This is a genomic window from Zhongshania sp. R06B22, from assembly GCF_040892595.1.
Taxonomy (GTDB): Bacteria; Pseudomonadota; Gammaproteobacteria; order Pseudomonadales; family Spongiibacteraceae; genus Spongiibacter; species Spongiibacter arctica.
This window is the reverse complement of the sequence record NZ_JBFRYB010000001.1, coordinates 3,071,051-3,097,748: the sequence shown is the minus strand read 5'-3', so window position 1 is coordinate 3,097,748 and position 26,698 is coordinate 3,071,051. Positions and strand designations below refer to the sequence as shown.

22 protein-coding genes are annotated in these 26,698 nt (G+C 51.7%); 19 read left to right on the top strand and 3 right to left on the bottom strand.

The window, feature by feature from the left end; translation table 11 throughout:
- Positions 1-25 precede the first annotated feature (25 nt).
- Positions 26-1,678, bottom strand: a complete 1,653-nt coding sequence (locus tag AB4875_RS14085) for a sulfatase (RefSeq protein ID WP_368376694.1) — start codon at positions 1,676-1,678, stop codon at positions 26-28.
- A gap of 155 nt (positions 1,679-1,833) precedes the next feature.
- On the opposite strand from AB4875_RS14085, the gene AB4875_RS14080 reads away from it, so the two are divergent.
- From AB4875_RS14080 to AB4875_RS14060, 5 genes are all read left to right on the top strand, one after another.
- On the top strand, positions 1,834-2,292 hold the full coding sequence (locus AB4875_RS14080; protein WP_368376693.1) for an SRPBCC family protein: 459 nt from the start codon (positions 1,834-1,836) through the stop codon (positions 2,290-2,292).
- 105 nt (positions 2,293-2,397) lie between these two features.
- Positions 2,398-3,273 carry a metal-dependent hydrolase gene (locus AB4875_RS14075; protein ID WP_368376692.1) on the top strand — a complete coding sequence of 292 codons (876 nt, stop codon included), beginning with the start codon at positions 2,398-2,400 and terminating at the stop codon, positions 3,271-3,273.
- Positions 3,274-3,452: 179 nt separating this feature from the next.
- Positions 3,453-5,813, top strand: coding sequence for a TonB-dependent receptor (locus AB4875_RS14070; protein ID WP_368376691.1), 2,361 nt, complete (start codon positions 3,453-3,455; stop codon positions 5,811-5,813).
- Positions 5,814-5,820: 7 nt separating this feature from the next.
- On the top strand, positions 5,821-7,317 hold the full coding sequence (locus tag AB4875_RS14065; RefSeq protein WP_368376690.1) for a flavin-containing monooxygenase: 1,497 nt from the start codon (positions 5,821-5,823) through the stop codon (positions 7,315-7,317).
- A 296-nt stretch (positions 7,318-7,613) separates the two neighbouring features.
- On the top strand, positions 7,614-9,632 hold the full coding sequence (locus AB4875_RS14060; protein ID WP_368376689.1) for a DUF3604 domain-containing protein: 2,019 nt from the start codon (positions 7,614-7,616) through the stop codon (positions 9,630-9,632).
- Positions 9,633-9,720: 88 nt separating this feature from the next.
- On the opposite strand, the gene AB4875_RS14055 is transcribed toward AB4875_RS14060, so the two are convergent.
- Complete coding sequence (locus AB4875_RS14055) at positions 9,721-9,870, bottom strand: hypothetical protein (RefSeq protein ID WP_368376688.1); 150 nt, start codon at positions 9,868-9,870, stop codon at positions 9,721-9,723.
- 77 nt (positions 9,871-9,947) lie between these two features.
- Here AB4875_RS14055 and AB4875_RS14050 point away from each other — a divergent pair, with 77 nt between their 5' ends.
- The 6 genes from AB4875_RS14050 (at position 9,948) to AB4875_RS14025 (ending at position 17,943) form a co-directional block, all read left to right on the top strand.
- Positions 9,948-11,051 (top strand): glutathione S-transferase family protein, encoded by a 1,104-nt coding sequence (locus AB4875_RS14050; RefSeq protein ID WP_368376687.1) that lies wholly within the window; start codon positions 9,948-9,950, stop codon positions 11,049-11,051.
- Positions 11,052-11,126: 75 nt separating this feature from the next.
- Positions 11,127-12,134: an alpha/beta fold hydrolase gene (locus AB4875_RS14045; RefSeq protein WP_368376686.1), complete on the top strand. Its 1,008-nt coding sequence runs from the start codon at positions 11,127-11,129 to the stop codon at positions 12,132-12,134.
- 98 nt (positions 12,135-12,232) lie between these two features.
- The gene (locus AB4875_RS14040; protein WP_368376685.1) at positions 12,233-13,165 is read left to right on the top strand and encodes a peptidyl-prolyl cis-trans isomerase; all 933 of its coding nucleotides are present in this window, start codon (positions 12,233-12,235) and stop codon (positions 13,163-13,165) included.
- Entirely contained in the window at positions 13,162-14,148 is a 987-nt protein-coding gene (locus tag AB4875_RS14035; RefSeq protein WP_368376684.1) for a HupE/UreJ family protein, read from the top strand. The genes AB4875_RS14040 and AB4875_RS14035 overlap by 4 nt, the downstream gene beginning before the upstream one ends.
- A 261-nt stretch (positions 14,149-14,409) precedes the next feature.
- Positions 14,410-14,865: a DUF4112 domain-containing protein gene (locus tag AB4875_RS14030; RefSeq protein ID WP_368376683.1), complete on the top strand. Its 456-nt coding sequence runs from the start codon at positions 14,410-14,412 to the stop codon at positions 14,863-14,865.
- 525 nt (positions 14,866-15,390) lie between these two features.
- On the top strand, positions 15,391-17,943 hold the full coding sequence (locus tag AB4875_RS14025; protein WP_368376682.1) for a TonB-dependent receptor: 2,553 nt from the start codon (positions 15,391-15,393) through the stop codon (positions 17,941-17,943).
- Between the two features lie 335 nt (positions 17,944-18,278).
- Here AB4875_RS14025 and nhaR read toward each other — a convergent pair whose 3' ends face one another.
- Complete coding sequence (gene nhaR, locus AB4875_RS14020) at positions 18,279-19,190, bottom strand: transcriptional activator NhaR (RefSeq protein WP_368376681.1); 912 nt, start codon at positions 19,188-19,190, stop codon at positions 18,279-18,281.
- Between the two features lie 136 nt (positions 19,191-19,326).
- Here nhaR and hpf point away from each other — a divergent pair, with 136 nt between their 5' ends.
- From hpf to AB4875_RS13980, 8 genes are all read left to right on the top strand, one after another.
- On the top strand, positions 19,327-19,638 hold the full coding sequence (gene hpf, locus AB4875_RS14015) for a ribosome hibernation-promoting factor, HPF/YfiA family (RefSeq protein ID WP_368376680.1): 312 nt from the start codon (positions 19,327-19,329) through the stop codon (positions 19,636-19,638).
- Positions 19,639-19,780: 142 nt separating this feature from the next.
- The gene (locus tag AB4875_RS14010) at positions 19,781-20,866 is read left to right on the top strand and encodes a calcium/sodium antiporter (protein WP_368376679.1); all 1,086 of its coding nucleotides are present in this window, start codon (positions 19,781-19,783) and stop codon (positions 20,864-20,866) included.
- On the top strand, positions 20,863-21,711 hold the full coding sequence (locus AB4875_RS14005) for a DUF6671 family protein (RefSeq protein ID WP_368376678.1): 849 nt from the start codon (positions 20,863-20,865) through the stop codon (positions 21,709-21,711). The genes AB4875_RS14010 and AB4875_RS14005 overlap by 4 nt, the downstream gene beginning before the upstream one ends.
- A gap of 132 nt (positions 21,712-21,843) precedes the next feature.
- Positions 21,844-23,523, top strand: a complete 1,680-nt coding sequence (gene ilvD, locus AB4875_RS14000) for a dihydroxy-acid dehydratase (RefSeq protein WP_368376677.1) — start codon at positions 21,844-21,846, stop codon at positions 23,521-23,523.
- A 148-nt stretch (positions 23,524-23,671) separates the two neighbouring features.
- Positions 23,672-24,667 (top strand): L-threonylcarbamoyladenylate synthase, encoded by a 996-nt coding sequence (locus AB4875_RS13995; RefSeq protein ID WP_368376676.1) that lies wholly within the window; start codon positions 23,672-23,674, stop codon positions 24,665-24,667.
- Complete coding sequence (locus tag AB4875_RS13990) at positions 24,664-25,203, top strand: hypothetical protein (RefSeq protein WP_368376675.1); 540 nt, start codon at positions 24,664-24,666, stop codon at positions 25,201-25,203. Before AB4875_RS13995 ends, AB4875_RS13990 begins: the two co-directional genes overlap by 4 nt.
- Before the next feature lie 186 nt (positions 25,204-25,389).
- Positions 25,390-26,340, top strand: coding sequence for a sodium-dependent bicarbonate transport family permease (locus AB4875_RS13985; RefSeq protein ID WP_368376674.1), 951 nt, complete (start codon positions 25,390-25,392; stop codon positions 26,338-26,340).
- A 6-nt stretch (positions 26,341-26,346) separates the two neighbouring features.
- Positions 26,347-26,649 (top strand): P-II family nitrogen regulator, encoded by a 303-nt coding sequence (locus tag AB4875_RS13980; protein ID WP_368376673.1) that lies wholly within the window; start codon positions 26,347-26,349, stop codon positions 26,647-26,649.
- Positions 26,650-26,698 lie beyond the last annotated feature (49 nt).

Sequence of the window (26,698 nt, the reverse complement as noted above, 5' to 3'; positions counted from 1 at the left end):
TCGAAAGGGCGAACTCGCCGGTGCGTCAATTTGACCAGTACACATATTCGTCGTCTTCGTCGTCTGGCTGACTAAGATCCTTATCAATATTAACGGGGTTGGCTATCAGTGCTTCCCAGGCCGGAGGCGCTTGCTCGGCATTGTGCGCCCGCAGTGCTGCCATTAATTCCTTTACCTTGTCCGGGTGTTGTTCGGCGAGGTTATTTCTTTCTGTTGGATCATTGCCCATATCGAAAAGCCAAGCCTTGCCTGGTGGGTCGCTGATATTTAGCTTCCAGCCATCTACCATCGCCGTTTGTGATGCGCCACTGCGCCAAAACAAGGCTTTATGGGGCGCATCAGATCGCTGACCACTGAGAAAGGGAAGCAGATTGACGCCGTCAATTGTTCTGTCGGTGGGCAGCGCGGCGCCCGCAGCCTCGGCGGCCGTAGCGAACACATCGAAATGGTGTACTGGCTGATCAAATACGCTACCCGCTGGTATGCGTCCCGGCCAGCGTGCCAAAAACGGTACCCGAATACCGCCTTCAAACAGCGTTTGCTTCCAGCCCCGCAGTGGGGCGTTAATATTGGGTAGGCCGATATAGTCGGCGCCACCGTTATCGGAAGAAAAGATCACCAAGGTATTGTCATCCAAACCATTGGCCTTTAATGCTGCCATGACTCTGCCCACGCCGCGGTCTAGGGCCAGAATCATAGCTGCGTAAACTCGCTCTCGGTGGGTCTCTAGATGCGCTACGGCGGCGTAGTCGGCTTTGGTGGCTTGCAGGGGAGTGTGGGGTGCCCAATGGGCGAGGTACAAAAAGAACGGACGATCGCGGTTGGCCGCAATGACCTGTACCGCGCTGTCGCTAAAGTAATCAGTCAGATAGCCGCGCGGTTCCATCGCCGGCTGGCCGTTGAAGGAGACGGCGTACTGCATTGCGGCCCACAGAAACTGATCGATCTGGTCAAAGTCTTGTTTGGCATTGACCACGTCGGGGTGGTCTTCCGGCAAGTATAGACCGCTGGCCATGAGTAGTGACTCATCAAAGCCCTGATCCTGCGGCATCATGCCGGGGCCGCGGCCCAGATGCCATTTACCGATATGCACGGTGTGGTAGCCCCTGCTTTGGAGCAATTCCGCCACAGTCAGTTCGGAGCCCGGCATACCCATATCGCTGTAGTCAACACTTTCTGCCTCGGGATAGATAAGTCGTGGCCGCATTTTACCGTTGTCGATGCCAGCCAAACTTGCCAGTTTGGCAAGCTGCATCATGCCTGGTGGCGTGGGCGTGAATTCAAAGCCAAAGCGCGTGGGATAGCGCCCGGTCATCAGTGCTGCGCGACTGGGCGCGCAGGTGGCATTGCCTGCGTAGCCTCGTGTTAGTGTGACGCCCTGCGCAGCTATGGCATCTAGGTTAGGGGTTGTAACCGTGCTATCACCGCCGTAAAAACTCACATCGTTCCAGCCCATATCATCGGCTAGAATCAATACAATATTGGGAGCCTGAGGTTTGCTAGTGTCAGCGGCCGGTGTGGGCGCTGACTCCCAGCTAATACTTTGGTTTGGTCCGACGTCGGTGCGAGATTTAGCGAGATAGCCCGCTACCGTCAAAACGATACGTTCAGCGTTTATGGCGGCGGTGACCGCCAGTAGTATCAGTAGGATTGTGGGTATTAATAATCGGCGGATCATAAGCGTAGTCTTTGTCGAATTTAGTGGATAATATTATTATCTGATTGCTATTATTCAATCACTATTGCCGGGGGTGGTCAATCGTAGTCTGCGATTTACTAGCGGCGCTAGTTTTAGTAAGCCCTAATTTAATTGACGATATTGGAAACCAAATTGTGGATGTAAAGATCAAGTATAAAACCATCGGCCACACGACCAAGAGTGTGGATGACTTCTTTGGGCACCTTGCCGATATACCTGTAACCCTTAGCCACTTCCCAAAACTTAAACCTTTGGTCGAGCTGGACTCGCAACGGTATCGGTGGGAATTCGAGCGTATGGGCATCGGCGGTATTCATCATGACCTGTTGTTTGCAACGGAATTCAGTGTAGATGAAGGCAGCGGCCTAATTCGCTTTGCGGCGTTGAGGGGGGTTGGCAATGCCACTTTATCAGGGCTTTTTACCACTACCGAGGACGATAAAGGGACTCACTGCGCACTGGAGGTTGAGGGCGTTCTAAAAGGATTCAAGGTGCCGCGCCTGCTGCACGTGCCAGCCAAGCCGGTGATCCGCAAGCAGTTTGATGCGATGGTGTCGCAATTTGTGGCGAATGTGATGACAGCTTACGGTTGAAAAGAGGTATTGCAGGTGGCTGAAGCACCGATTTTATGGGGCGACTGTTGACATCATTATAATGGATAATTATATTATCCGCATAGTAATGGAGGAATAAGTACCATGAGTACATTAGCCGCGTCGCAACAATCCTTTACCGATAACCTCATCGAGGTGCGTAAGTTTGAACCCGATACCTCGCAGGTGGGTGAATACTACTTTGATAACGATCCCTTCAAAACGCACTTCATGAATGCTATGTCGATTACGTTTCCAGAGGGCGAGCGTTACTTTTTGCGCTCGGTACTGGCGTATCGGGACGAGATTAGCGATCCAAAACTGCATGAGGAGATCCAGCAGTTCTGTGCCCAAGAGGCACAACATTCCTTGGTCCATATGAAGTTGAACGAGTCGCCCAAGCGCTTCGGCTATCCTATGGATGAGGTGGAGAGTTTCGTTGGCAAGATGCTAAGAGCGAGAACAGAAGCTGGGAAAAAGAGTGCGGCGTGGCGGCGCTACAACCTAGCTGTCACGGTATGCCTCGAGCATTTTACCGCGGTATTGGCCAATCAAGTGTTGAAGAAACCCGAGGTGATGTTCAATGGTCTGGATCCAGCTATTCGATCCTTATATCAGTGGCATGCGGTGGAAGAAATTGAGCACCGCGCGGTGGCTTTTGACGTCTACAAAGCGACCGGGGGCAGCGGCTTAGTGTTGCGCTTAGTTATGCTCACTACCAGCCTGATGTTCTTGTTTAGCAGTCTCAGAATTACCTATATCTTCCTTCGTAAGAAAGGCAACACCAAGCGCTTGTCGACCTGGAAAAGTGGTTTCAGTTATCTGTTTTTACCCCCTCAGGCTATGTTGTTTAGGATTATGCCCGACTGGCTAACGTTTTTTCTGCCCGGATTCCATCCTTCTAAATACCATCGGGATTTAGATACAACAAGCGTGCTAGAAGAAGTTGGTCAGTACTTGCGGCCAGCGGACACTGTTTAAACGCCTTTTTAGATAGACTTAGAGTCCTCAGTGGACAGAGGCTCAGAGGCTCAGGCGACACTCTCTGCGATATTCTAATCACTCAAAGGTGGTGGCTGTTTGGGCTCGCCACCGAGAGTAAGCGTGGGAGTGGAGTGAGCGGTATATATAAAACAATAAAATAATAATGCGAGAAAAATATGCGAATCAATAAGTGTGCGGCAGTAACCGTCGGCGTAGTTTTAATACACTCCACGCTGGCATTGGCGCAGTCCGGAGTGAGCCAGACTGACTCACAATCTTCGCGCTTAGAAGAGGTAGTGGTCACCGCTCAAAAACGTAGCGAGAACATCCGTGATGTGCCAATTTCAATCACCGTTATGAGCGAACAGTTTCTTGACGAGCAAGGCATCACCGACGTCAATGAGCTCTCGCAGCTCGCTCCGAATTTAGTTATTACTGCGAGTCCATCCTTTGGTGCTGTGACGATGCGCGGTCTAGGCTCGGGCAACAATAAAGGTTTTGAGCGTTCGGTATCGCTAGCAATCGACGGCATTTATTACGGAAGGCAGGATTACCTGCTTGAGGCCTTGGCCGATGTTAAGCAGGTGGAAGTCCTGCGTGGGCCGCAGGGTACATTGTTTGGCAAAAACGCCATCGCAGGTGCCCTTAATATCACCACCGGGCAAGCCACAGATGAATTTACTGGCAAGCTAGCAGTGCAGGGTGGTGACCTAAATAGAGAGCGCGCCCGTTTCGCGCTAGCCGGCCCTTTGATTGACGGTATTTTGAATTTCCGCGTAAGTCATGATCAAGACAAGAAGGACGGCAGTGTGCGAAATTCAGTCTTTGATCTTGACCCGGCAGATAACCCCCATCGGCAGAATGTGGATGAGTTCGAGACAGCTAGGGATATAAGGATTAGCAGACTCAAATTGCATGCGCCTAACTGGGTAGAAGGTCTCGATATTAATTTTTCAGCGACCCGCGCCAAGGTCTACGGCAATGGCCTCGGTCTACAACTGATTAAGGCGGAAGACTACACCCTAGATGTTTTCGGCCGTTACGATCCGCAGATAGAGGCGGATAATAGTGATCATCAAGGATCTATCAATCAGCGCGAAGACACGAACCGCATTGGCAACAGTTATTCATTGCAGTTCGATTATAATTTGGGCGATTATTTACTGACGGCGATTATTGGCCATTCTTTTTTTAATCGCGATCAAATGTTTGATGCTGATATGGGTCCCATAGATGCGATTAGCTTGGACATAGATGACTACTATGCGCAGAGCTCGGCTGAATTTCGTGTGGCGTCGCCACAGGGGGAATGGTTGGAGTGGGTTGCTGGGGCCTATCTGTTTGATGCCGATATTATCGGTAATTCTCGACTTTTCTTGAATACCTCGAAGGCACTGGAAATTGTGGAAGCGGCCCGTACCGGAGGAGTTAGTCCCGTGGGCCGGCTGGCAAATCTGCTCGGGCTGAATAATGCAGCCGCTGCATCGCAGAATAATGACCGCTTCTTTGATCAAAATACCCGCTCGCTTGCTCTGTTTGGTCAGGCTACTTGGAATGTGACGGATAAGCTGGCGCTGATTGCTGGCTTGCGCGTGTCTAAAGAAAGAAAGGTAGCTCAGGGCATTTTAGCGCATCCGGATGCATTATCAGACATTATGTTTAATATTTTTCTTGGTGAGGAAGGCTACGATGAGCGCGGGGATCGCACCGAAGATGATGTCTCGCCAAAGTTGAGCGTGCGCTACAATTTGAGCGATGAAATTACTTTTTACGGCACCTATGCCACAGCATTTAAAGCGGGTGGCTACAACGAGCAGGCCGTGACCAAGGATAATTTCACCTTTGAACCGGAGCAAGCAAGCACGCTTGAGACCGGTGTGAAAACCCGGTTTTACGACGGCGCGGCGACGCTTAACATTGGTTTGTTTTACACCGAGTTCGACGATTTACAGGTTAGTTTATTCGACGGCATAAACTTCTCGGTAGGTAATGCTGCGACGGCTACTAGCTATGGCGCTGAACTTGATGGCCAGCTTATCCCTAATTCCTGGTTGGTCTTGGGTGCTTCCATAGCCTACCTACATGCCCGTTATGACGAATACCCCGCTGCTCAATGCCCGTTTACCACAGAATCAGAGTCTGGCGACGTCTGTGACTTGAGTGGCCGGGAGTTGTCGCGGGCACCGGAATGGGAGGTAAGTTTTGCACCCTTGGTCAGTTTGAGCCGCATGATTCCATTGCTAGGAGAGAGTATTCCGGTGGACATAGGTGTGGGTATAACAATGACCTACCGCTCTCACCTTTATACTACCGTGGATTTGGATCCGGTAGCCTCTATGAGTGGCCATACCGAAGTCGGTGGTGGCTTAAAGCTTGCCGGTTTGGATGGAGACTGGGAGTTTACTGTCAGTGTTAAAAATGCAACTGATAAAACGATACTATTGGGTGGTAATGATGTGCCGATACAACCGGGCTCTCATGCTGGAGTAATGGCTCCGGGCAGACGAGTGTTTGCAGAATTTACTTATCATTTGTGAGGTTTGAATGACGATGGAAACTCTCGATATGCTAATAATCGGCGCCGGTATTTCTGGTATCGGTGCGGCTGTCCACTATCAAAAGCACTTTCCAGAAAAGACCTACACTATTGTGGAGTCGCGCCAGGCCATTGGTGGAACTTGGGATCTTTTCCGCTACCCCGGTATCCGGTCGGACTCGGATATGTTCACCTTCGGCTATAAATTTAAGCCGTGGACGTCACGTAAGGCAATATCACCGGGTGAAGACATTCGCGCTTACCTAAGCGAAACTGCTCAGGAGTTTGGCGTAGATAAAAATATCCGCTTTGGTAAACGGTTGGTCGCGGCCAACTGGTGCAGTCATACCCAATGCTGGCAGTGCGATATTAAGGAGGTGGCCAGCGGTGAGATCACGCGTATGACTTCGCGTTTTCTATTTATTTGCACCGGTTATTATAACTACGAGCAAGGTTACACGCCGGAGTTCGCAGGTAGAGACGATTTTAAAGGGCCCATTATTCACCCGCAGCACTGGCCGGAAGAGCTGGATTACTCGGGTAAGCGGGTCATTATTATCGGCAGTGGCGCAACCGCTATGACCTTGGCACCCAACCTAGTTAAAGGGGGCGCCAAGGTGACCATGCTGCAGCGCTCGCCGACGTATGTCATCGGCGCGCCCGAGGAAGATGCGCTGGCTAACCGCCTGCGCGGCAAACTCCCTGAAAAATGGACACACAGCATTGTGCGGTGGAAGAATATTCTGATGCAGATGTTTTTCTATCAGCTCTCCAAGCGGCGGCCGGTCGTCGCCAAGCGCTTCTTACTCGGTCAGCTGCGTCAGAAACTGGGTGCGGAATACGACATCAAGAAGCATTTCACGCCAAGCTATAATCCTTGGGATCAGCGGGTGTGCCTAGTACCGAATGGTGATTTATTTCGATCCATTAGAGATGGTCAGGTCACCATGGTCACCGACCATATTGAAAATTTTAATGCCGACGGAATAAAACTGCAGTCAGGCGAGCAGCTGAATGCCGATATTATTATCACTGCAACTGGTTTAAGGATGGAGTTGCTCAAAGACGTTTCACTGGCTTTAGACAAGCAGCCGGTCAACTTGCCGGATTTGTACAATTATAAAGGTGTGATGCTCAGCAGTATGCCTAATTTTGCTTTCTCGGTCGGCTACACCAATGCATCTTGGACCTTGAAGACCGATTTGGTAGACGATTACGTGTGCCGACTGATCCGTTACATGGATAAGAAGGATTTCAGTGTGGTGCGGCCCGAGATTCCTGCCGAAGGAATTACAGAGGCAATTAAAATAGATCTGCAATCTGGCTACGTTCAGCGCGCCATGGATTCGCTGCCAAAACAAGGCAATAAAATGCCTTGGAATTTGCATATGAATTACATTCGCGATATTTGGGCGCTGCGTTACTTGCGTCTGGGTGGCCTGCGCTTTGATAAGCGCGTCACTGCAGCAGACAAAGAAGCGGTGTACCCGGCAACGGCAGAGTAATTTTTTTATAAGATATTAATTCAAGAAATATCAAAATAATAAATTTGCTGTCATTGCTGCTAGCAGTAGGGTCGTTATTTGCCTTTTATTAGTAATTCAGCGGCGTAATTGAGTGCGCATGTTGGTATTTGAGTGAGCAGGAAAGGTAATTGGCGCACACAGCTTCGCTCGAATAAATCCTTGAAATCGTCGTCATTGACATTAGATTGCTCGGTATCAGCGTGCAGTGAACAGCATAACTAAATATTGAAAATAAAATGCGAAATAATAAGGCATCGAGCGAAAAGGAATTTTAGATGAGTAAAAAAGTAATTGTAGTGGCTGTCTTGATTTGTTCAGGCGGCGCGGCCCTGTGGTTTAGTCAGCGACAACCTAGTGTCGGCGCAGAGCACCTTGTCGACACACTGCGCAGTAAGATATTTGAGGCAGATTACCGTGTGTTGTCACTGCCGGCTCCCGCAGATCAAGATCAAAGAGTCGTCGAGGATGGCTCGCGTCGGCCGTTTTTTGGTGATGTGCATGTCCATACTACTTTGTCATTCGATGGCTTTTCGGTGGGTACTATTGCTACGCCGGCAGATGCTTATCGCTACGCCCGCGGCGAGCCGCTGCAGCATCCGGCTGGATTTGAAATGAAATTGCGAGAGCCGCTGGATTTCTATGCGGTAAGCGATCACGCCATGTTTATGGGGGTCGCTAGGGAAGCGGCCACGGTGGGTAGCGATTATTCCAAGCACAATTCATCTCAGAGTATTCACGGCTTAAATGATCCTGAGCGACGGGGTACTGATCTGCTGAGTACCCTAAAGCGCATAAAGGCTTTTTCAAATTTCCTGCCCGAAAATGTGAATGCCATTAAATCAGGTGAAATTCCTGTCAGTGATGCGCTTGACGTGATGTCGGCCGCTTGGCGCGAAACGGTGGAAGCCGCGCGACGCTATAACGAGCCCGGTAAATTTACCACTTTGGTGGCCTATGAATTTACCTCTACTGCGGCCGATGCCGGCAATCTACACCGCAACGTTATTTTTCGGAATACTGAGCAACTGCCAGTGCAACCTTTTTCTACCTTGCACTCTGCGAACCCTGAAGATTTATGGGACTGGATGGACGCAATGCGTGAGCAGGGCGTAGAGAGTTTAGCGATTCCTCATAATTCCAATGGTTCCAACGGTCACATGTTTGAAATGACCAAGAGCGATGGCAGCCCTATTGACGCGGCTTATGTTCAGCAGCGCTTGCGTAATGAACCGGTGGTCGAAATTACTCAAATTAAGGGAACCTCGGAAACCCATCCCGCTTTGTCGACACGGGACGAATGGGCAGGTTTCGAAATTACCAATGAACGTGTCGCATCCTCCTTAATGAGCGTGCCTGAGGGCAGTTATGTGCGCCACGCTCTGAAGCGAGGACTGGTTTTAGAAAAGATGGGCGTCGGCAATCCTTACGACTTTGCAGTGATTGGCTCAAGTGATACTCACAATGCGGCCAGCGGTGTAAGCGAAGACGACTATGTGTCTAAACTGGGTTTGATCTCCGCTGACGGAAAACTGCGTGGCTCAGTTCCATTCGCTTGGTGGGAAGGGCTGGCCATTAAACTAGCTACGCAGGATTTGGTGCAAACAGTCGACGGAAAAACCTATACCGGCGGCGCACTGCCCACCTTCGGAGCGTCCGGTCTAGCCGGCGTGTGGGCGGAGGCAAATACCCGCGAGCATATCTATCAAGCCTTTCGTCGTGGCGAAACGTTTGCGACCTCGGGACCGCGTATTTCGCTACGTTTTTTCGCTGGTAGCGACTTTGATGACGATATGCTTAAAAGCAATGATGTGCTTGCCGAGGCCTATAAGCGTGGTGTCACAATGGGTGGACATTTAACGCTGCAAGACGAGCAGCAACCGACTTTTATATTGTGGGCAATGGCTGATGCAAATAGCGCCCCGCTGCAGCGCCTGCAAATTATAAAAGGGTGGATCGACGATGATGGTGAGGTTCATGAGGCGGTGTATGACACAGCTTGTGCCGGCGGGGTGGACGTAGATCCAGTCACTCAACGTTGTCCGGACAACGGCGCTAACGTGGACTTAAGCAACTGCGAGCTTTCAGCGTCTAGCGGCGCGGCGCAGTTGCGCACAGTGTGGCGCGACCCTAGCTACTCTCAGGGCCAGCGAGCATTTTACTACGCGCGAGTATTAGAAAATCCAAGTTGCCGTTGGTCTACCTGGGATGCTATTCGGGCAGGACTTAATCCCCGGCCTGACTTTCCTGCGACGATTCAGGAGCGCGCTTGGAGTTCCGCGATTCAGGTGTACTAGTGCCTTTTACTGACAGAGTTAGCTTCTCATGATGTCGGTGTTAGCAATATTGCAGCCGGCTTTTTTAAAATGCCTATTGCTGATGCGGTTAAACGCCATGTCGCCATAGGCAATCGCCTAGGGCGAAGAAAATTTTCAAACGGTTTAATAATGCGAGCATGGTGTCGGAGAGCGTCGCTGCCAAAGGACGTAAATACATGTCTAGAAAAGCCATTTTTAACTGTTGGATTCTAGACAAGGCTTTCACCATATCAATAACAAGGTTTGTGCCTTCTCACTGATATGCAGTACATTTTTTTATTCAGGAATATATTGATGAATTACGATTACACTCTGTATAGCTGGCAGCTTTCAATGTATTCGGGAAAGGTGCGAGCCTATATGAACTATAAGGGATTGAATTATTTTGATAAAAAAATAAACGGCTTTGACTTGTTGGTAAAAATTCCAAGAAAAACTGGGGTGCGGGTAATGCCTGTTGTTGAAACCAGAGAGGGTCTTTGGTTACAAGACAGTACCATGATTATTGAAGCGCTTGAAAAGCGTCATCAAGATAATTCGATTAGTGTTAATACGCCAAAACAATACATTGCTTCACTATTGCTCGAAGCCTGGGCCGGTGAATACTGGCTCCCTACCGCCATGCATTACCGTTGGTCATACCCTGAAAACAAATCGCTATTTGTAAAAGAAGCTGGAGAAGCGTTTTTGCCAGGATTTCCTCAGTTTATTCAAAATGTACCGGGGCAAGTTATTGCTAGGGGACTGGATGCCGCTCGCCCGGTTGTCGGCTTTATCCCTGAGCAACATAAAATGATTGAGGAATGGACTGAGAATATGCTCGATCTGTTAGAGCAGCACTTTTCAACGCACGATTACCTTTTAGGTGGCCAGCCTACTATTGCTGACTACGGCTTAGTAGCGTCTTTCTATGGTCACTTGAATCGAGACCCTGCGCCAAAACGTATATTGCTCGAGCCCCGGCCAAAATTACAAGCATGGGTAAAGCGTGCTCATGGTGGTGAGTCTGTAGGGCAGGGACTTTATCCTAATGATGAGATTCCACCGACCTTAGTTCCCGTTTTGGATCGGGTGTATGCAGAGTTTATTCCAATGCTTAAGGCCTTTGCTCAAGACCTTAATCAGTTTGTAATAAGAGCAAACAAACAGCCAGGTGACATAATTCCGCGCTTTCTTAAGGAGGTCAGTTTCCCCATGGGGGAACAAACCTTTAAACGCGCCACTTGGACTTACACTCTTTGGATGGCTCAGCGTATGCAGCAGTTATGCTTAAAACTGCCGGGCAAGCAACAAGAAGAAGTGAATATTTGGTTCGCAGAGCAGTGTGGCTATAGACTAGACCAATTGCCACTTGGCCCAAAACTAGAGCGCGCCGGATTGAAAACGCGCTTGGCCTAAAACCTGTTCAAGCTAAAGCAGTTTTGAGAGCCAGTAAAGGTTTGATAGTTCCGGTATTCGGAGAAGAGAAATATTATGTCAACACTACTGTGGTCACTAATAGGGATTGCTCTATTTGTCCATTTAGCTAGATCTCTATTGGCAATCAAATCATGGTCTGCGCCCACCGCTGAATTCTTTAGTGGTGAATTACTGACGCTGGGCGATAATTTAGTTTGTATCCCCGAGCGGGATATTGATTCTCAGCTCTCGGAGGGCTCGCCAACGGTGATTTGCTTCCCCGGACTTTTAGAGGACATGCGTTACTTTTTGAAAGTTCACAGGGAGACGCCAGCACGGCTCATCATTATTAATAACGCTAACTATCAGAATCCGTTTGGAGCTCGGCCGTCGCCGGAACCCGTGTGGTGGCAGATCAACCCGCACAAAGCAGGAACCATTGCCCATGACGCGTTTTGTATGGTCAAGGTGGTTGAACACTTTGCTAAAGATAGCGCCGTCTACCTTCATGGTCATTCTCGGGGCGGCGCTGTGGTTTTGGAAGCTGGACGACAACAACCGGACCTATTTCGAGTGGCGACCGCAGTACTAGAGGCGGCGGTTGTTCCCCAAGGGCGTTTAGCTAATAATGCAGAGCGTTTTTTACAACCGGTTGGCCTCTATCTACTGCCATTTGTTTTTACTGTGCTGCGGCTCTTGCCAGAGGAAAAGCGCCGGCGGGCTTTGATGATACGGAAGCCGACCGCCTACAAAAATAAGCTTGTTGCCGCCTTCCCTTATACTCCTAAGCAGTATGCGACAGTGGTTTTGCAAGTGGCCGATATTATTCAATGGCAGTTAAAAAGTGATGCCAGCTATTACGAACATTTCGCAGCGGTGTGCTTGATTGCGGGGGAGCGTGACCAAGTATTGTGGCGGAAGGCTATGCTAGCTAGTGCCCGCCAGTCAGCAAAAGCGCAAGTCATTGAGACCCGCGGAACTGACCACTTTCCGAGTCTTGAAAAACCGGAGCAGGTGAGCGCGCTATTTGCCAAACAGTTAGCGCATTGTCACAGTATGGCAGCCGAGGAGCTTACCGAGTAAGCGCACAATTCACAGGGTTTTAACATCACGCTCGCGCTTACGGCGTAGAGTGATATTCATTAGCGGTACTTAAGGCTAAACGGTCCCAAGGGCAGATAGTGATATTTTTATTTCGGCAGCCGCTGTTACATTTCCTGCTTATTGGCATCTTGCTGTTCGGGTTACAACAGTATCGGGGGTTTGCAAAAACCTACGAGCTGGTGTCATTGGATGATGCTACTACTCAGTTATTAGTAGATGATTTTTTTACTATGACGGCTAGGATGCCAGCACCGGACGACATCAAGAAGCTGGTCGCGAAGGAGCTAGATAAACGTATTTTGTTTGCCGAAGGATTGCGTTTGAATTTTCATCGTGACGACAGTGTCATTCTTCAGCGTCTATTGCGTAACGCAAATTTCCTCGGTTTTGAGGGTAGTGATAAAGAAAAAATCCGCGCGGCATTTGAACTGGGTATCCATGAGTCCGACGAGGTGATACGCGCCCGTATACTTCAGCGTATGGTGAGTGTGGGTCGAAGTCAGGCGACAGGCACCCCGACAGACGCAGAGTTGATGGATATCTATCAGGCAGACTTATCTGCTTGGCAAGAACCTGCGCGCTATACCTTTGAACATCTATTTTTCAGCGTTGATCGAGAGCGAGATCCCGTTGAGCGCGCCGCATTGGCACTTGAGCAGTTGCAGGCTGATTCATCCCCTCAGGGTCTGGGTGATGTTTTTCTGCCTGGTTCGCAGTTCACTGCTAAGTCATTGCGGGATGTAACGAGTGTTTTCGGCGTGTCATTCAGTGAATATTTTAATTCAAAACAGTTTTTGCTCAAGGTGTGGCAAGGCCCGATACCCTCGGTATTTGGTCAACACATCGTTAGAGTAACGGCGATAGATACTGGCCAGCAGCAAGACTTTAATACGGTGCGAAGGGAGCTCGCACAGCGTTGGCAGGAGGAGCAAGAAAAAGTAGCGCTTGAGGCCTATCTTGTGCAATTGAGGAGCGGCTACGGAGTCACCGCTGGCGGAGAGCTGCAATGATCCGTCTACTTTGTCTATTGTTTCTTTTATACGCTGCGCCGTGCTTTGCTCATAAGCTAGCCCCATCTTTGTTAGAGATTGATGGCGGCAAGAACCAGCAGTTTAATGTGCTGTGGAGAACGCCAGCCTCAAGTGAGCAGGCGAGTCCGGAGCCCGTGTTGCCCGAAAGTTGTTCTGTTTTGACAGGTTCGACTCAGCGCGCGGTGGGAACGGCTATCGAATACCACTGGCAGTTGAAATGTCCCGGCGGTCTTGAGGGGCAGGATATTCAGATCACTGGCTTAACCGCGAGTCGAACCGCAGCACTCATTAAGGTTTCTCTCGCTGATGGTCGTGAATATACCCAACTGATAAGACGTGATGGCCAAACCTTTAGGGTACCCGCCGTGCCAAGTACCTTAGCCGTTGTGGAGCAGTACTTTGTTCTTGGCGTCGAGCATATTTTAATCGGGCTTGATCACTTGCTGTTTGTTACCGGGTTGCTGCTGCTGGCGAGGTCTTGGCGACAACTAACACTGACGATTACCGCGTTTACCGTCGGCCACAGTGCAACCTTGGCGTTGGTAAGTTTGGGGATTATTCCCCAGGTGGCGGCGTGGGTGGAGCTGGCAATTGCCGCCACAATTCTTTACCTGGCTGTGGAGCTTAGCTATGGCGCAGCGGGAACGCGGCGAGTGCGCTGGCCAATAGTCGCGGTGTTCGGCCTTATTCATGGCTTGGGTTTTGCGAGTGTACTTGCGGAGCTGGGTTTGCCACAAAGTGATGTACTGACGGGATTGGTCTCTTTTAATGTGGGTATTGAAATAGGCCAGTTGCTATTTGTAGGTGCTCTGGCCTTGGCGTTTATGTTACTGCGAAAACTGTTTGCTGGCGCAGGCCCGCTTATGCGCAATGTCGCGGTTTATACTATGGGCGGGATGGCGGTGTTTTGGTGTCTCGACAGAGGCTACGGTATGTTGTTAAGTAGTCTCTACTATTTCTAAGTTTATTTGAGCGCAGATCTTGCTCGCCAGATAATCGCGTGGCTAGGTGGTATTGCTCACAGTCATATGCACAATCTGTCCTCCTGATTCCTTCTAGATGATGATACCGAATAAAATTAACCATATACTTCGGAAAATTAACTTCCCCCGACCGAATTCGAAACTGGTCTGCAAGCAGCGCGCGATTATTAGCTTCAGGGCTAATAGGGCGAGGACCAAGAATGCAGCAAAGGGGCTGATTGATCCTAGAGTAGGAAAACTATGGACAAATTAACTGAAGCTAAACAGCGTGCGACGCTTGAGAGATTGGATAAGTTCAGCCGCTTTACCGATAGTAGCATTGGCATTCCCTTCACCAAATTTCAGATTGGCGCCGAGGCTGTGATCGGCCTGATTCCGGTGGTGGGTGACGTGGCAGGGCTGCTGCTTTCTGGCTACGTACTGGTCGAGGCACAGCGGGCCGGGGCTAGCAAGGACGTGAAGCTGCGGATGCTGCGTAATATGGGGATTGATTTTCTCGGCGGACTGTTGCCCGTAGTGGGCGATGCCTTTGATGCCATTTATAAGGCCAACACACGCAATACCCAGTTGCTGCGAACCTATTTGGAGGAACAATTGGCGGTGGAGCCGCCTCAGCCGCCATTCCCTTGGATGACACTGATCTGGCTGTCGGCTCTTTTTGCCATAGTCACTGGCGGGCTGTCGCTGGTCCTCTGATCACTTTCTTCGCGTTACTACGAGTGGTAGCTCGATCATTCGAACTGCTTATTTGCGGGCCCATTGCGCAGTCGTCAACACGTGGCGAATATCATGACCTTGATCCAATCAGCGAAGATAAATGGGCTGGACCCGCGGGCCTAGCTGAAAGACGTCATGGGTAAAATGCCGAAGCATCGTGTCTCAAATATTTGTTAGCGACTCCCACTCAATTGGTATTCCTTATTGAGGATGGGATGGCCGGAAGGTTACGGGCTTTGAATATGGCGGCTTATTATCGATCTTTGTCAGTAATATCTTCTCATTCGCCGAAAAACTTGTTAAACATACCTTGTGGCCAATGTCTCAATAAGCTATTCCTGAGAAAAACTGCCGTGAGAAATATTCAATGAACAATTTTAGAGTGATACCAGCGTCACCGGAGCTGGGTAGCTAGCTTAAATAGTAGCTAAACTTACATAATAAAAATCTGCCCGAGTTTATTCTTAGGGCAATGCTCGTACTTCTAGAAAAATGAGGACCACAATGAAAAAAAGAAATAGTGCCTTATCGTCCATACTGCCATTGAGCTTACTTGCTAGCCTCGCACATGCCGCGCCAATGCTTGAAGAAGTTGTCGTTACCGCCCAGCTGCGGGCGCAAAGTCTGCAGGATGTGCCGGTTTCCGTTAGCGCCATCGGTGGGGAGAAGATGATGGAGGCGGGCATTGCTAAGATTGAGGACCTGCAGGCCTATGTACCCAACTTCACCATGTCGGAATCCGGCATTGGCACTGATATTTATATTCGCGGCATCGGCTCAGGTGAAAACCAAGGCTTTGAGCAATCGGTGGGTATGTACGTTGATGGTATTGCCTTCGGTCGCGCTCAGTTGGCGCGTGCGCCCTTTCTGGATTTGTCTCGAGTAGAAGTACTGCGCGGCCCGCAGAACATCCTGTTGGGCAAAAACAGTATTGCTGGCGCCATCAGTATCCAAACGGCTAACCCAAGCGAATATGCTGAAGGCAATGTTCAGGTCACCTATGAGCCGGAACAGAGCGAGCGCATTATCGATTTGGTGGTCAGCGGCCCGATCAATGATCGCATGGGCTACCGTTTTGCGGTGCGCAAGCGCGAGCTAGACGGCTTTATGGATAACTTGGTGTTGGACCGCGACGAAGCTCAGCGCAGCGAAGAAACCTTCCGCATTAAGCTCAGCTGGGATGTCAGCGACAGTGTCACGGCCAAGTTTAAAATCGAGGCGGGTAGCTTTGATGTGGTCGGTCGCAACTCTGAAATTATTACCAATTACGCGTCTGACTCCGATGTTTTCTTATTCCAAGGTCGCACCTACGGCGAGATCATGGATCGCACAACATTCCCAGACGCCGGCGGCTTGGCGGCATTGACCGGCTTACTGCCGGCGCCGGTGTTAAATTTTCTGCAGCTTCAGCCCAACGGCTCGATTATCGATATCGACTCCGATGAGGGTGTACTGAACAATACCGCTGATCGCAAGCGCCACAGCAACGGCGACTTCAGCAATAACGACACCTATAATTTTACAGCCAATGTCGACTGGTATCGCGACGACCACCAATTTACCTCGATCACCGGCATTATGGGTTATGAGTACGATGAAGACTGTGACTGCGACTTCACCGGTGCGCCGCTGTTCCAAGTTGAGTTTCAAGAAGAGTACCAGCAGTTCAGCCAAGAATTCCGCTGGATTTCCCCGGCCGGCGACAACTTTGAGTATATTGCGGGTGCCTATTTTCAATACAGCGAACTGGACTTTTTCGACTCGCTATATCTGCCCTCCGACATTATTCCGCAACTGGTTAACGCCGCTGACCTGCTCGAAGGTGGTGCCCGTGGTGATGCTGATCCCGGCGCTGACGGCTCCAGTGGCTTTGAGCTGCTAGGTATTGGTGATGCCGGTAACGCGCTCCGTGGCATCCGCACACCGCGTAACTTCAATAGCGAATCAACCATCGCCTCAACCTTTATGCAGGCAACCTGGAATATGGCGGATACCTTCCGCCTGACCCTTGGTGGTCGCCTGACTTGGGAAAATAAACAAGGTGCGCGCAAACTCGAATTTGGCTTTGAGGATGGGACAATTCAGCCGCTGGGTGAAGTCGACACCGCTGCTGCGGTCAGTTTTGCCGCCGAGCGTCACGACCTGAAAGGTGAGCGTGAAGAAGTACAGTTCGCACCGCTGGTGAATTTACAGTGGGATGCCACTGATGACTTAATGGCCTACTTCTCCGCTAGCCGTGGTTACAAGTCAGGCGGTTTTGATGCACGCTCCAATGCGTCGCCTAGTGCAGACCCTACCCCGATTAATCCCAATGCGCCTGCAGGTACTAATCAGCAAGTGTTGATTGGTAGCTTTGAGTTTGAAGAAGAGGAAGCGCTTAGCTTTGAGTTGGGTCTGAAAAGCACCCTTCTTGAAGGCGCTGCCGAGCTTAATGCGGCGCTGTTCCGCACCGAGTTCGATAATCTGCAGGTCAGTGTCTTCGACGGTACCTTGGGTTTTAATGTGGGTAATGCCGCCGGCGCTGTTTCTCAGGGTATTGAGCTAGATGGCCGGATGGCCCTGACCGAAAACCTGATATTGGCCGGCGGCTTGGCCTTCCTCGACTTTGAGTTTCAGGACCACCAGTTTGGCACCTGTATTCAGGATCAGGTGCCTGACAATGCCAATGGTATTAACTGTGACTTCAGTGGCAAGACTAACCAATACGTTGCTGACTACTCGGGTAATCTGATGCTGGCCTACGAGCGTCCGCTGGGTAACTCACTGATGCTGCGTGCCAATATTGATGTCATTTTTACCGACGACTATCACCCTTCGCCGAATTTGGATGATCGCATCAAGCAGGACGCCTACCAAACATTCAATGGGCGAGTTGCCCTGTCGTCAATAGACGGCGAGTGGGAAGTGGCATTGCTGGGTAAAAACCTTAGCGATGAGTTGGTTGTGCTCTACGGCGTTGACGCGCCGACCGCGAAAACCATCACCGGGGCGACGACCCATCACGGCTTGGTTAATAACCCACGTACTTTTGCGCTGCAAGCCAGCTACCGCTGGTAACTCTGCGCCCCGGTGCAGCCGTTTGTCGATGCACCGGGGTAGGTAAAAAGTACCGCCCCTGTGGTAACTGCAGATACCAAAAACTTTTGGCTTATTTCTTACTCAACTAATCAGAGTGTGAAGAGGAACGGCTGGCCAAACTGGAAAGCCATCCGAACACCCCAGGAGAGGTGGAGATTAACGAGCCGGAAAAAAGCTAGGTCGCCATGAATATTGACCAGCATGTAGCGCTTTTCCTCAGGGCGACTGCGGGGGAGGAGTTATAAGCGCGGCCTTTTTAAGTGTGATTCCACGCAGGTATTTCCGCGAGGGAATACCATACGAAGAACACCGCACTAGCGAATAGAATCTGTGTCGGCAAATAAGGAGTGCTTCGCCGCTTCGCTAACTGCCATGACCGCTGGATGGGTAAGTCTGCGCTCGATGGATATGGCATAGTAGCGAAGTATGACCTCACTGGCGCAGCCAATTACCTCGGCACCGTACTGACTGCTAATTTCGTCACGCAAAATGGTTGGCGCTGCAAAAACACCCTCACCGGCTTTACCGAAAGCTTTCATCAGTGCGCTATCGTCAAATTTGCCAATTATACGTGGCTGGATCTGATGTTCGCTGAACCAGCGCATCAATGGTACTTGAACCGCCGACTTATCCCCGGGAAGTAACATCGGAGCTCCGTCCAATGACTTTGGAAAATTGGGTCGGTAGCGCGCGGCCAAATCTGGCACCGCGTAAAAGTTGATGGCGCAGCGGCCCAGCTCGTGGTTATAGCCTTTTACCCCTAATTCGGAGGGCAGTGGTCTGTCTGCAATCACCAGGTCGAGTTGGTGAATAGCCAGCTCTGCGAACAATCGCTCTAGTTTGTCTTCGTAGCACATAAGGCGGACGGGCTCAGCCAGTGCGAGAGCTGGCGCCAAGAGCTGATACGCCAGTGTTTTAGGCACTGCGTCGCCAACACCTACCCGGAATGATTGCTCACCACTGGTGGCGCCGCTGCGTAAGGATTGTTCCAGTTCATTGCCGATCTGGAATATCTCATCTGCATGGGATAGTGCCAGCTTGCCAGCCGATGTCAGCTCTAGACGCCTGCCGATGCGTCGAAATAAATCGGTGGCTAATGCTCGCTCCAGCTCGGCGAGCTGGCCACTAATTGTTTGCGGGGTGAGGTTTAGTCGCTCGGCTGCACGGATGATACTTCCCGCTTTCGCGACGTTCCAAAAATAGTAAAGCTGTTTGTAGTTCAGCATGGCCAGTAAAATTCTCAATCAGTCTGTAACGATGTAAACGCAAAGAATAATCTGCTTTTCTTGATGCTTAAGCAAGTCTAGGATGCGTGGTAAATGCTCTAGGTGTGACTAAAGGCGAGACGGGGCGGAAAAAAGTATGCAGATTGATATTCAGACTCGCGGTCTCATATTGACCGAGGAGTTGCGCGTCCATGTGGAGCGTCGTTTACAGTTTGCACTGAGCCGTTTTCAGGATCGGGTGCAGCGGATCTCGGTATGTCTCTCTAACGCTGACAGCAGCGGTGCAGCGCTGCACTGCGATCTCCATATTCACGGCAAGGGTTGGCCCGACATTTTAATAGAAGACACTGAGGCGGACATTCATGTGGCGATTAACCGCGCGGTGTCGCGAGCAGGCAGAACCCTAGAGCGGCAGCGCTTGTACGGTCATCTCGATAGTCCATCTTAAGGGGGATGATGTGATAACTAAGTTGAATAGCGCTGCTTTTGTCGCGGCGGTAAATCTATCTATATTTGCTTGCCTCGCCAGTGGTGTGAGCAATTAGAGGTTATTTTGAAGTGCTTATTGTAGTGAAAAGGGTATGAACATAATGGTGATTTTGTTTTTGCTACTCGGTTTGATAATGCTGGTGCTTGGCGCCGAACTCTTGGTACGTGGAGCCTCGCGACTCGCCCTGCGCTTTGGGATTTCGCCCCTAGTCATCGGGCTTACCGTAGTCGCCTTCGGTACCAGTGCGCCGGAACTGGCGGTGAGTGTGCAGTCGGGTTTAGCGGGCCAATCCGGAATCGCCATTGGCAATATCGTGGGCAGTAATATTTTCAATGTATTGGTGGTCCTTGGGGTTTCCGCACTCATCACACCGTTGGTGGTGTCACAGCAGTTAGTCAGAATTGATGTCCCGCTGATGATAGGGGCATCAATGCTGTTATGGATCATGGCGTTCGACGGCCGGATTGGCCTGATTGATGGTCTGTTGCTGACCGGCGGGATTGTGGCTTACACGGTGTTTGCTATTCAGCAAGGTCGTAAGGAAAGCCCCATGGTACAGGCCGAGTATGTTCAGGCCTTTGGTGAAGGTGATGTGCCGCGACTGGAGCGTCTGCCCATTCAGCTTGCGCTCATTGTTAGTGGCCTGATACTGCTGGTGCTGGGTGCTCAGTGGCTGGTAGATAGTGCGGTGATGATTGCCCGCGTGTTCGGCGTGAGCGAGGTCATTATTGGTCTGACGATCGTTGCCGCTGGTACGTCGCTGCCAGAACTCGCGACGTCAGTCGTGGCAGCGATGCGCGGCGAGCGTGACATCGCCGTCGGCAACGTGATTGGCAGCTGCCTGTTTAACCTGCTATCGATTGCGGGTATCGCAGCCCTAGTTACGCCGGGTGGGATTGACGTTGCCGCGTCACTGCTGCGCTTTGATATTCCGGTGATGGCGGTGGTAGCACTTGCCTGCCTGCCGATTTTCGCCGCGGGTCATCGGGTTGCCCGCTGGGAGGGCGCGCTGTTTCTTGCTTACTACTTGGCGTATGTGCTGTACCTGGTTCTGGCGGCCACCGAGCACGCGGTGCTGCCAGCGTATAGCACTGCCATGCTCGGCTTTGTTTTACCGCTTACCGTTATTACCTTGACTGTGATGCTGGTGCGCTATCGAGTGATGACGTCGGCGGTGAAGCCATGACTGGCATGATGTATAGCGGCCAGCGCGTAGCGCTACTTACCCAGCACGGTAAGGAACAGGTGTTGGCGCCGGTGTTGGATAGCGCGCTCGGCTGCCGTATAGAGCGCGTTACCGGATACGACACCGATCTCTTGGGGACCTTTAGTCGCGACATCCCCCGTGTTGGCACCCAGCTAGACGCGGCGCGCAAAAAAGCGCGCATTGGTATGGCCATGTCTGGCGTGCCGCTGGGCCTTGCCAGCGAAGGCGCCTTTGGAGCAGATCCCTTCACCGGAATGCTACCTTGGAATGTAGAATTACTGATGTTTATCGATGATGAGCGCGGCCTAGAGCTTGTAGGCCGCGCCCACGGTAAAGCGAATTCCGCCCACCAATTGGTCGCAGACTGGAATGCGACAGCAGCTTTTGCGAATCAAATTGGCTTTCCCGAGCACTATGTGGTGATCCGCCCTGAGGCCGAGGATGATCCTCGTATCCGCAAAGACATTCACTCCTGGACTCAGCTAGAAGCCGCATTCGCGTGGGCACTGGAACAATCTTCAAACGGCCGAGTTTTTTTGGAGGCCGACGGGCGCGCCCACGCCAACCCCACTCGCATGCAAAACATCCGCCTAGCTGCCGAGGATTTGGTGGTAAAGCTGGCTTCGCTGTGCCCGGCTTGCGGCACCCCGGGGTTCTGGATTGTCGATCGAGTGGCCGGCCTGCCATGCGCGGAATGCAGTGCGCCGACCCGCGAAACCCGCGCTGAGGTTCACGGATGCCTCAAGTGCGCGTATCGTCACAGCCGCGAGGTCACTGATCGGGCCTACGCCGAGGCAAGTCGCTGTGACTATTGCAACCCCTGAGGCTTTGTATATGAAGATGACGCGCCTGATCTTTACTCATACTGACCGCAGACTTCGCCGCGGCGATGGGCAGGTGCTCGTTTACTCCGCGTGGCATAAGTACGCGGGTCAAAACTACATAAAGGATTTGAGATGACTGAGATAACCCAAAATATGCGTAAGTATTCCGCCCTCGTTGTGGATGGTGTGGAGTCGACTCCGGCCCGTGCGATGTTGCGCGCTGTGGGCTTTACTGATGACGATTTTAAGAAGCCGCAGATCGGTATCGCCTCGACGTGGGCCAATGTCACGCCTTGTAATATGCATATTAATAAGTTGGCGGAAGAGGCTGAAAAAGGCGCCAACGCCGGGGGTGGCAAGGCTGTCATCTTTAATACCATTACCATCTCCGATGGTATCGCCAATGGCACAGAGGGCATGAAGTACTCCCTGGTGTCGCGTGAGGTGATTGCTGATTCCATCGAAACCGTGGTCGGCTGCGAAGGCTTCGACGGCCTCGTCGCGGTGGGTGGCTGCGACAAGAATATGCCGGGATGTCTTATCGGCATGGCGCGCTTGAACCGTCCAGCCATCTTTGTTTATGGCGGCACCATAAAACCCGGCCATGGCCACACCGATATTATCTCAGTGTTTGAGGCGGTGGGGCAGCACGCCAAAGGCGACATCGACCTAATCCAAGTTAAAGAGATTGAAGACACCGCCATCCCCGGTCCGGGTTCTTGTGGTGGCATGTATACCGCCAACACCATGGCCTCAGCCATCGAGGCGCTGGGCATGTCGCTGCCTGGTTCGTCTGCACAAAATGCGATCAGCAGTGACAAGGCATCGGACTGTTTCCGTGCTGGCGAGCAGGTTGTGGAATTACTGCGCCAAGACATCAAGCCGCGCGACATCATGACGCGCAAGGCGTTTGAAAATGCTATCCGCGTCATCATCGCACTAGCTGGTTCCACCAATGGTGTGCTGCATCTGCTCGCCATGGCGCATGCGGTGGACGTAAAACTTACGCTAGATGACTTCACCGAGATCGGTAATACCACGCCGGTGCTCGCCGACCTGCGCCCCAGCGGTAAGTACATGATGTCGGAGTTGGTCGCTATTGGTGGCATCCAGCCACTCATGAAGCGGATGCTCGATATTGGCCTGCTGCACGGTGATGTGCTCACTGTTACGGGCAAGACTCTGGCAGAAAATCTCGCCAATGTCGCCGACTATCCTGCGGATCAAGACGTCATTCGTCCCTTTGATAATCCCATTAAGAAGGACTCGCACCTCGTTATTTTACACGGCAATCTGTCGCCCACTGGCGCCGTCGCCAAGATCACCGGCAAGGAAGGCTTGCGCTTCGAAGGCACTGCCCGCGTCTATCACGGTGAAGAGGGGGCGCTAGCGGGGATTCTCAATGGTGAGGTGGTGGCAGGGGATGTCATCGTGATTCGTTATGAAGGCCCTAAAGGTGGCCCCGGTATGCGCGAAATGCTGTCGCCGACCTCGGCCATTATGGGTAAGGGGCTTGGCAAGGACGTCGCGCTTATTACCGACGGCCGTTTTTCTGGCGGTTCGCACGGCTTCGTAGTTGGCCATGTTACCCCAGAGGCTTTTGATGGTGGACCCATTGCTCTGATTGAAAACGGCGATGTTATTACCATCGATGCCGAGACCCGCGAGATCCGGGTTGCGGTCTCCGATGTTGTCCTCGCCGAGCGCCGCGCTCGCTGGACACAGCCGGCGCCGCTCTACACCCGTGGCGTGCTGGCCAAGTACGCGAAGCTGGTATCCAGCGCCGCGGAGGGCGCCGTCACTGATAAGTAAGGCGAGTAGAAGGCGATTTAGATAAATGAAAATGAGCGCTGCTGACGCTGATAAGACTGGGAGTGGAAATGCAAAAAATTCTGCAAGAGTGGCTGGTGCTTTGTCTTGTGCGCCGGCGTGACTCTTTGACGTCCACAGGAGTTTGAGAATGGCACTGTATACGAGCTCGCAAGAAAGTATTGCGCACGCCGCTGGGGTCTTGCGACGCGGCGGTTTGATCGCATTCCCAACCGAGACCGTTTATGGCTTGGGAGCAGACGCTATAAATGAGCGGGCGGTAGCCAGTATTTTCACGGCAAAGGGACGACCTGCGGATCACCCGCTTATTGTTCATGTGTCGGCGGCCAGCGAAATTGAATACTGGGCGCGAGATATTCCGGATGCCGCCTGGGAGCTGGCAGAGCGCTTCTGGCCAGGTCCGCTCACACTGATTCTGAAACGTGCACCGGGGGTCTTGGACGCGGTAACAGGCGGTCAAGACACTATTGGTCTGCGAGTGCCGGATCACCCCGTGGCGCTGGCCTTGCTCAGAGCTTTCGGCAGTGGTGTCGCGGCGCCATCCGCCAATCGATTCGGCCGCGTGAGTTCCACCTCAGCCACTCACGTGATGGCAGAATTTGGCGACGCCGTGGACGGTGTTATCGATGGTGGCTGTTGTCAGCTAGGCTTGGAATCCACCATTCTCGACCTCAGTGGTAAATACCCGCGCGTGCTGCGTCCGGGGAGCGTCATGCCTGACATACTTGCTCAAATTCTTGGCCAGCCACTTGGTGTGAAGACCGAGGACGCGCCCAGAGTGTCGGGTAGCATGGACTCCCATTACGCGCCAGATACGCCGCTGAGATTAGTCGAGGCAGGGGCCGTTAAGGCTGCGGCCCAGTCGCTGCTAGATCTCGGACACTCGATTGCCGTGTTGTCCCAGAGCGACCCAGCACCTCATCACAGCCGCTGTCGTTGGTTGTCGATGCCCAACGATCCCAAGCCCTATGGGCAATCGCTTTATGCGCATTTACGAGAAGTCGATACCTGGGCTTGTGAATACCTACTAGTCGAACAACCACCGTCTCAAATGGCATGGGACGCCGTGCGCGACCGCTTACAACGTGCCTCCGGTAGTCGGCAGGGCGCAAGGAGTATTGTATGAGTATGTTAGCACTGGTGCGGAGCCTGGACGATATCCCCCACAGGACCATTGGGCTGAACAATTTCTTATCGTTTAAGAATAAGCATAATCTCGCAATAAGTTCTGAAATGCTGCTTGGCATATGGCTTGACCCGCATATGGTCGCGGACAATCCGGATGTGCTAACGATGCCGAATCAGGATGTCGATCAGGGCATTTACATCAGAGAGACGGCAGGGGTGCAGGGTGTTTGGACAATCTGCTGGCTTGGGGCGGCAGATCAACAGGATGGCGATGATGTTTGCCGTCGTTTGCTTTTAGACTCCTTGATTGGACACGTTAGCGCACGTCAGCAAGGGTCGCCCTCAGGGCATTTTATCCCGGTTTTCCCCAGAACTATTTCTGAGTCTGAGCTAAGAAATGAAATGGACTGCCTGCTGGCACAGAATTCGCATCACCTGATGCCAGCGTGGTTCCAAGATGCCGCTACGGGTCGATTATTGCGACCAGAAGTGGACGAGGCCGCGCCGGAGCATAGATGGGGTCAAGAACAGTGACTGAATTGCGTTGTCCTGATGTTGCATATTTATCGGTGGAATATCGGTGATGCGCTTGGGTAGAATGTGCGGGCCCTGCATAAGCGGCGTCGACGCAATATTCAAAGCGTCATTATAATTGTACATATTGAGTCAGATCGATGGCCTGACTGTAAATTAAACACAAAGATGGAATAGAGAATAGCAATGAATGTGACCGATCCTATTATCCTGTTTTTTCTGCTAGGTCTCGTCGCCGGCTTACTGCGTTCGGAGCTGCGTCTTCCTGCGTCTATTTATGAATTTGTGAGTATACTCCTGCTGCTCGCCATCGGTCTTAAGGGTGGTATCGAACTCGCCAAACAGCCCTTCGGAGATTTGCTGCCAGATATGGTCGCAGTGGTGGCAATGGGCTTTTTCCTTGCCCTACTGGCCTTTCCGGTACTTCTTTACCTAGGCCGCTTCAAGCGCGCAGATGCGGCTTCGATCGCCGCACATTATGGCTCGGTGAGCGTTGGCACCTATGCAGTGGCAGTCGCCTTTCTCGGTTCCCGCCAGGTCTCGTTTGAAGAGCACATGCCGCTACTTTTGGTGTTGTTGGAGATCCCCGCCATTTTAGTTGGTATTGTTCTGGCGCGTGGCCTGTCTCGGCAGACGCGTTGGCGTGAGGTTGGTCACGAAGTCTTTTTAGGAAAAAGCATTGTGTTGCTGGTGGGCGGTCTACTCATTGGTTGGGCTGCTGGACCTGAGGGACTGTCTTCAATCACGCCGCTATTCTTTGATCTCTTCAAGGGTATTTTGGCCCTGTTCTTGTTAGAGATGGGTTTACTCACGGCGACGCAGGTGGGCGGCCTGCGCCGCCACGGATTATTTCTGGTAGCTTTTGGCGTTGGGATGCCGCTGTTTTCGTCGCTAGTGGGCACTGGTCTGGGCTTGGCATTGGGCTTGTCTGTTGGCGGAATCACCATGCTCGCGACCTTGGCCGCCAGTGCTTCTTATATTGCGGTACCAGCTGCTATGCGAATATCTGTACCCGAGGCCAGTCCGACATTGTCGCTGGCGGCCTCCTTAGGTGTTACATTCCCGTTTAATGTCTTGTTTGGCATTCCAATTTATTATGCACTCGCTCAATGGGCGCATGCGGCTATGGGAGGATAAAAAATAATGCAGGGACATACACGCAAGCTCTTGACGGTAATCACCGAAGCGGCCGTAGAAGGGCCTTTGATCCGGGATATCGAACGTCAAGGTGCCCATGGTTACACCATTACCGACGCTCGTGGTAAAGGCACCCGAGGGGTTCGTAATGCCGGCTGGGAGGCAAGTGGCAACATTCGCATAGAAGTGGTGTGTGATGCTGACACGGCGACCCGAATATCCATCTTTCTACAGCAAAAGTATTACGACAATTACGCGATGATCTTGTTCGTAAGCGATATCGAAGTACTGCGACCAGAAAAGTTTTAATAGCATCAAGTTAGCCAGGCTTGTCGAGTCCATTAATGTCAATTTCCGA

What these genes read in the sequence shown, in the direction of transcription:
- AB4875_RS14050 (WP_368376687.1), top strand. Translation starts at nt 9,948, where the DNA reads ATGAATTACGATTACACTCTGTATAGCTGGCAGCTTTCAATGTATTCG.
- AB4875_RS14045 (WP_368376686.1), top strand. Translation starts at nt 11,127, where the DNA reads ATGTCAACACTACTGTGGTCACTAATAGGGATTGCTCTATTTGTCCAT.
- AB4875_RS14065 (WP_368376690.1), top strand. Translation starts at nt 5,821, where the DNA reads ATGACGATGGAAACTCTCGATATGCTAATAATCGGCGCCGGTATTTCT.
- ilvD (WP_368376677.1), top strand. Translation starts at nt 21,844, where the DNA reads ATGACTGAGATAACCCAAAATATGCGTAAGTATTCCGCCCTCGTTGTG.
- AB4875_RS13980 (WP_368376673.1), top strand. Translation starts at nt 26,347, where the DNA reads ATGCAGGGACATACACGCAAGCTCTTGACGGTAATCACCGAAGCGGCC.
- hpf (WP_368376680.1), top strand. Translation starts at nt 19,327, where the DNA reads ATGCAGATTGATATTCAGACTCGCGGTCTCATATTGACCGAGGAGTTG.
- AB4875_RS13985 (WP_368376674.1), top strand. Translation starts at nt 25,390, where the DNA reads ATGAATGTGACCGATCCTATTATCCTGTTTTTTCTGCTAGGTCTCGTC.
- AB4875_RS14025 (WP_368376682.1), top strand. Translation starts at nt 15,391, where the DNA reads ATGAAAAAAAGAAATAGTGCCTTATCGTCCATACTGCCATTGAGCTTA.
- AB4875_RS14060 (WP_368376689.1), top strand. Translation starts at nt 7,614, where the DNA reads ATGAGTAAAAAAGTAATTGTAGTGGCTGTCTTGATTTGTTCAGGCGGC.
- AB4875_RS14075 (WP_368376692.1), top strand. Translation starts at nt 2,398, where the DNA reads ATGAGTACATTAGCCGCGTCGCAACAATCCTTTACCGATAACCTCATC.
- AB4875_RS14085 (WP_368376694.1), bottom strand. Translation starts at nt 1,678, where the DNA reads ATGATCCGCCGATTATTAATACCCACAATCCTACTGATACTACTGGCG.
- AB4875_RS13990 (WP_368376675.1), top strand. Translation starts at nt 24,664, where the DNA reads ATGAGTATGTTAGCACTGGTGCGGAGCCTGGACGATATCCCCCACAGG.
- AB4875_RS13995 (WP_368376676.1), top strand. Translation starts at nt 23,672, where the DNA reads ATGGCACTGTATACGAGCTCGCAAGAAAGTATTGCGCACGCCGCTGGG.
- AB4875_RS14070 (WP_368376691.1), top strand. Translation starts at nt 3,453, where the DNA reads ATGCGAATCAATAAGTGTGCGGCAGTAACCGTCGGCGTAGTTTTAATA.
- AB4875_RS14030 (WP_368376683.1), top strand. Translation starts at nt 14,410, where the DNA reads ATGGACAAATTAACTGAAGCTAAACAGCGTGCGACGCTTGAGAGATTG.
- AB4875_RS14035 (WP_368376684.1), top strand. Translation starts at nt 13,162, where the DNA reads ATGATCCGTCTACTTTGTCTATTGTTTCTTTTATACGCTGCGCCGTGC.
- nhaR (WP_368376681.1), bottom strand. Translation starts at nt 19,190, where the DNA reads ATGCTGAACTACAAACAGCTTTACTATTTTTGGAACGTCGCGAAAGCG.
- AB4875_RS14005 (WP_368376678.1), top strand. Translation starts at nt 20,863, where the DNA reads ATGACTGGCATGATGTATAGCGGCCAGCGCGTAGCGCTACTTACCCAG.
- AB4875_RS14010 (WP_368376679.1), top strand. Translation starts at nt 19,781, where the DNA reads ATGGTGATTTTGTTTTTGCTACTCGGTTTGATAATGCTGGTGCTTGGC.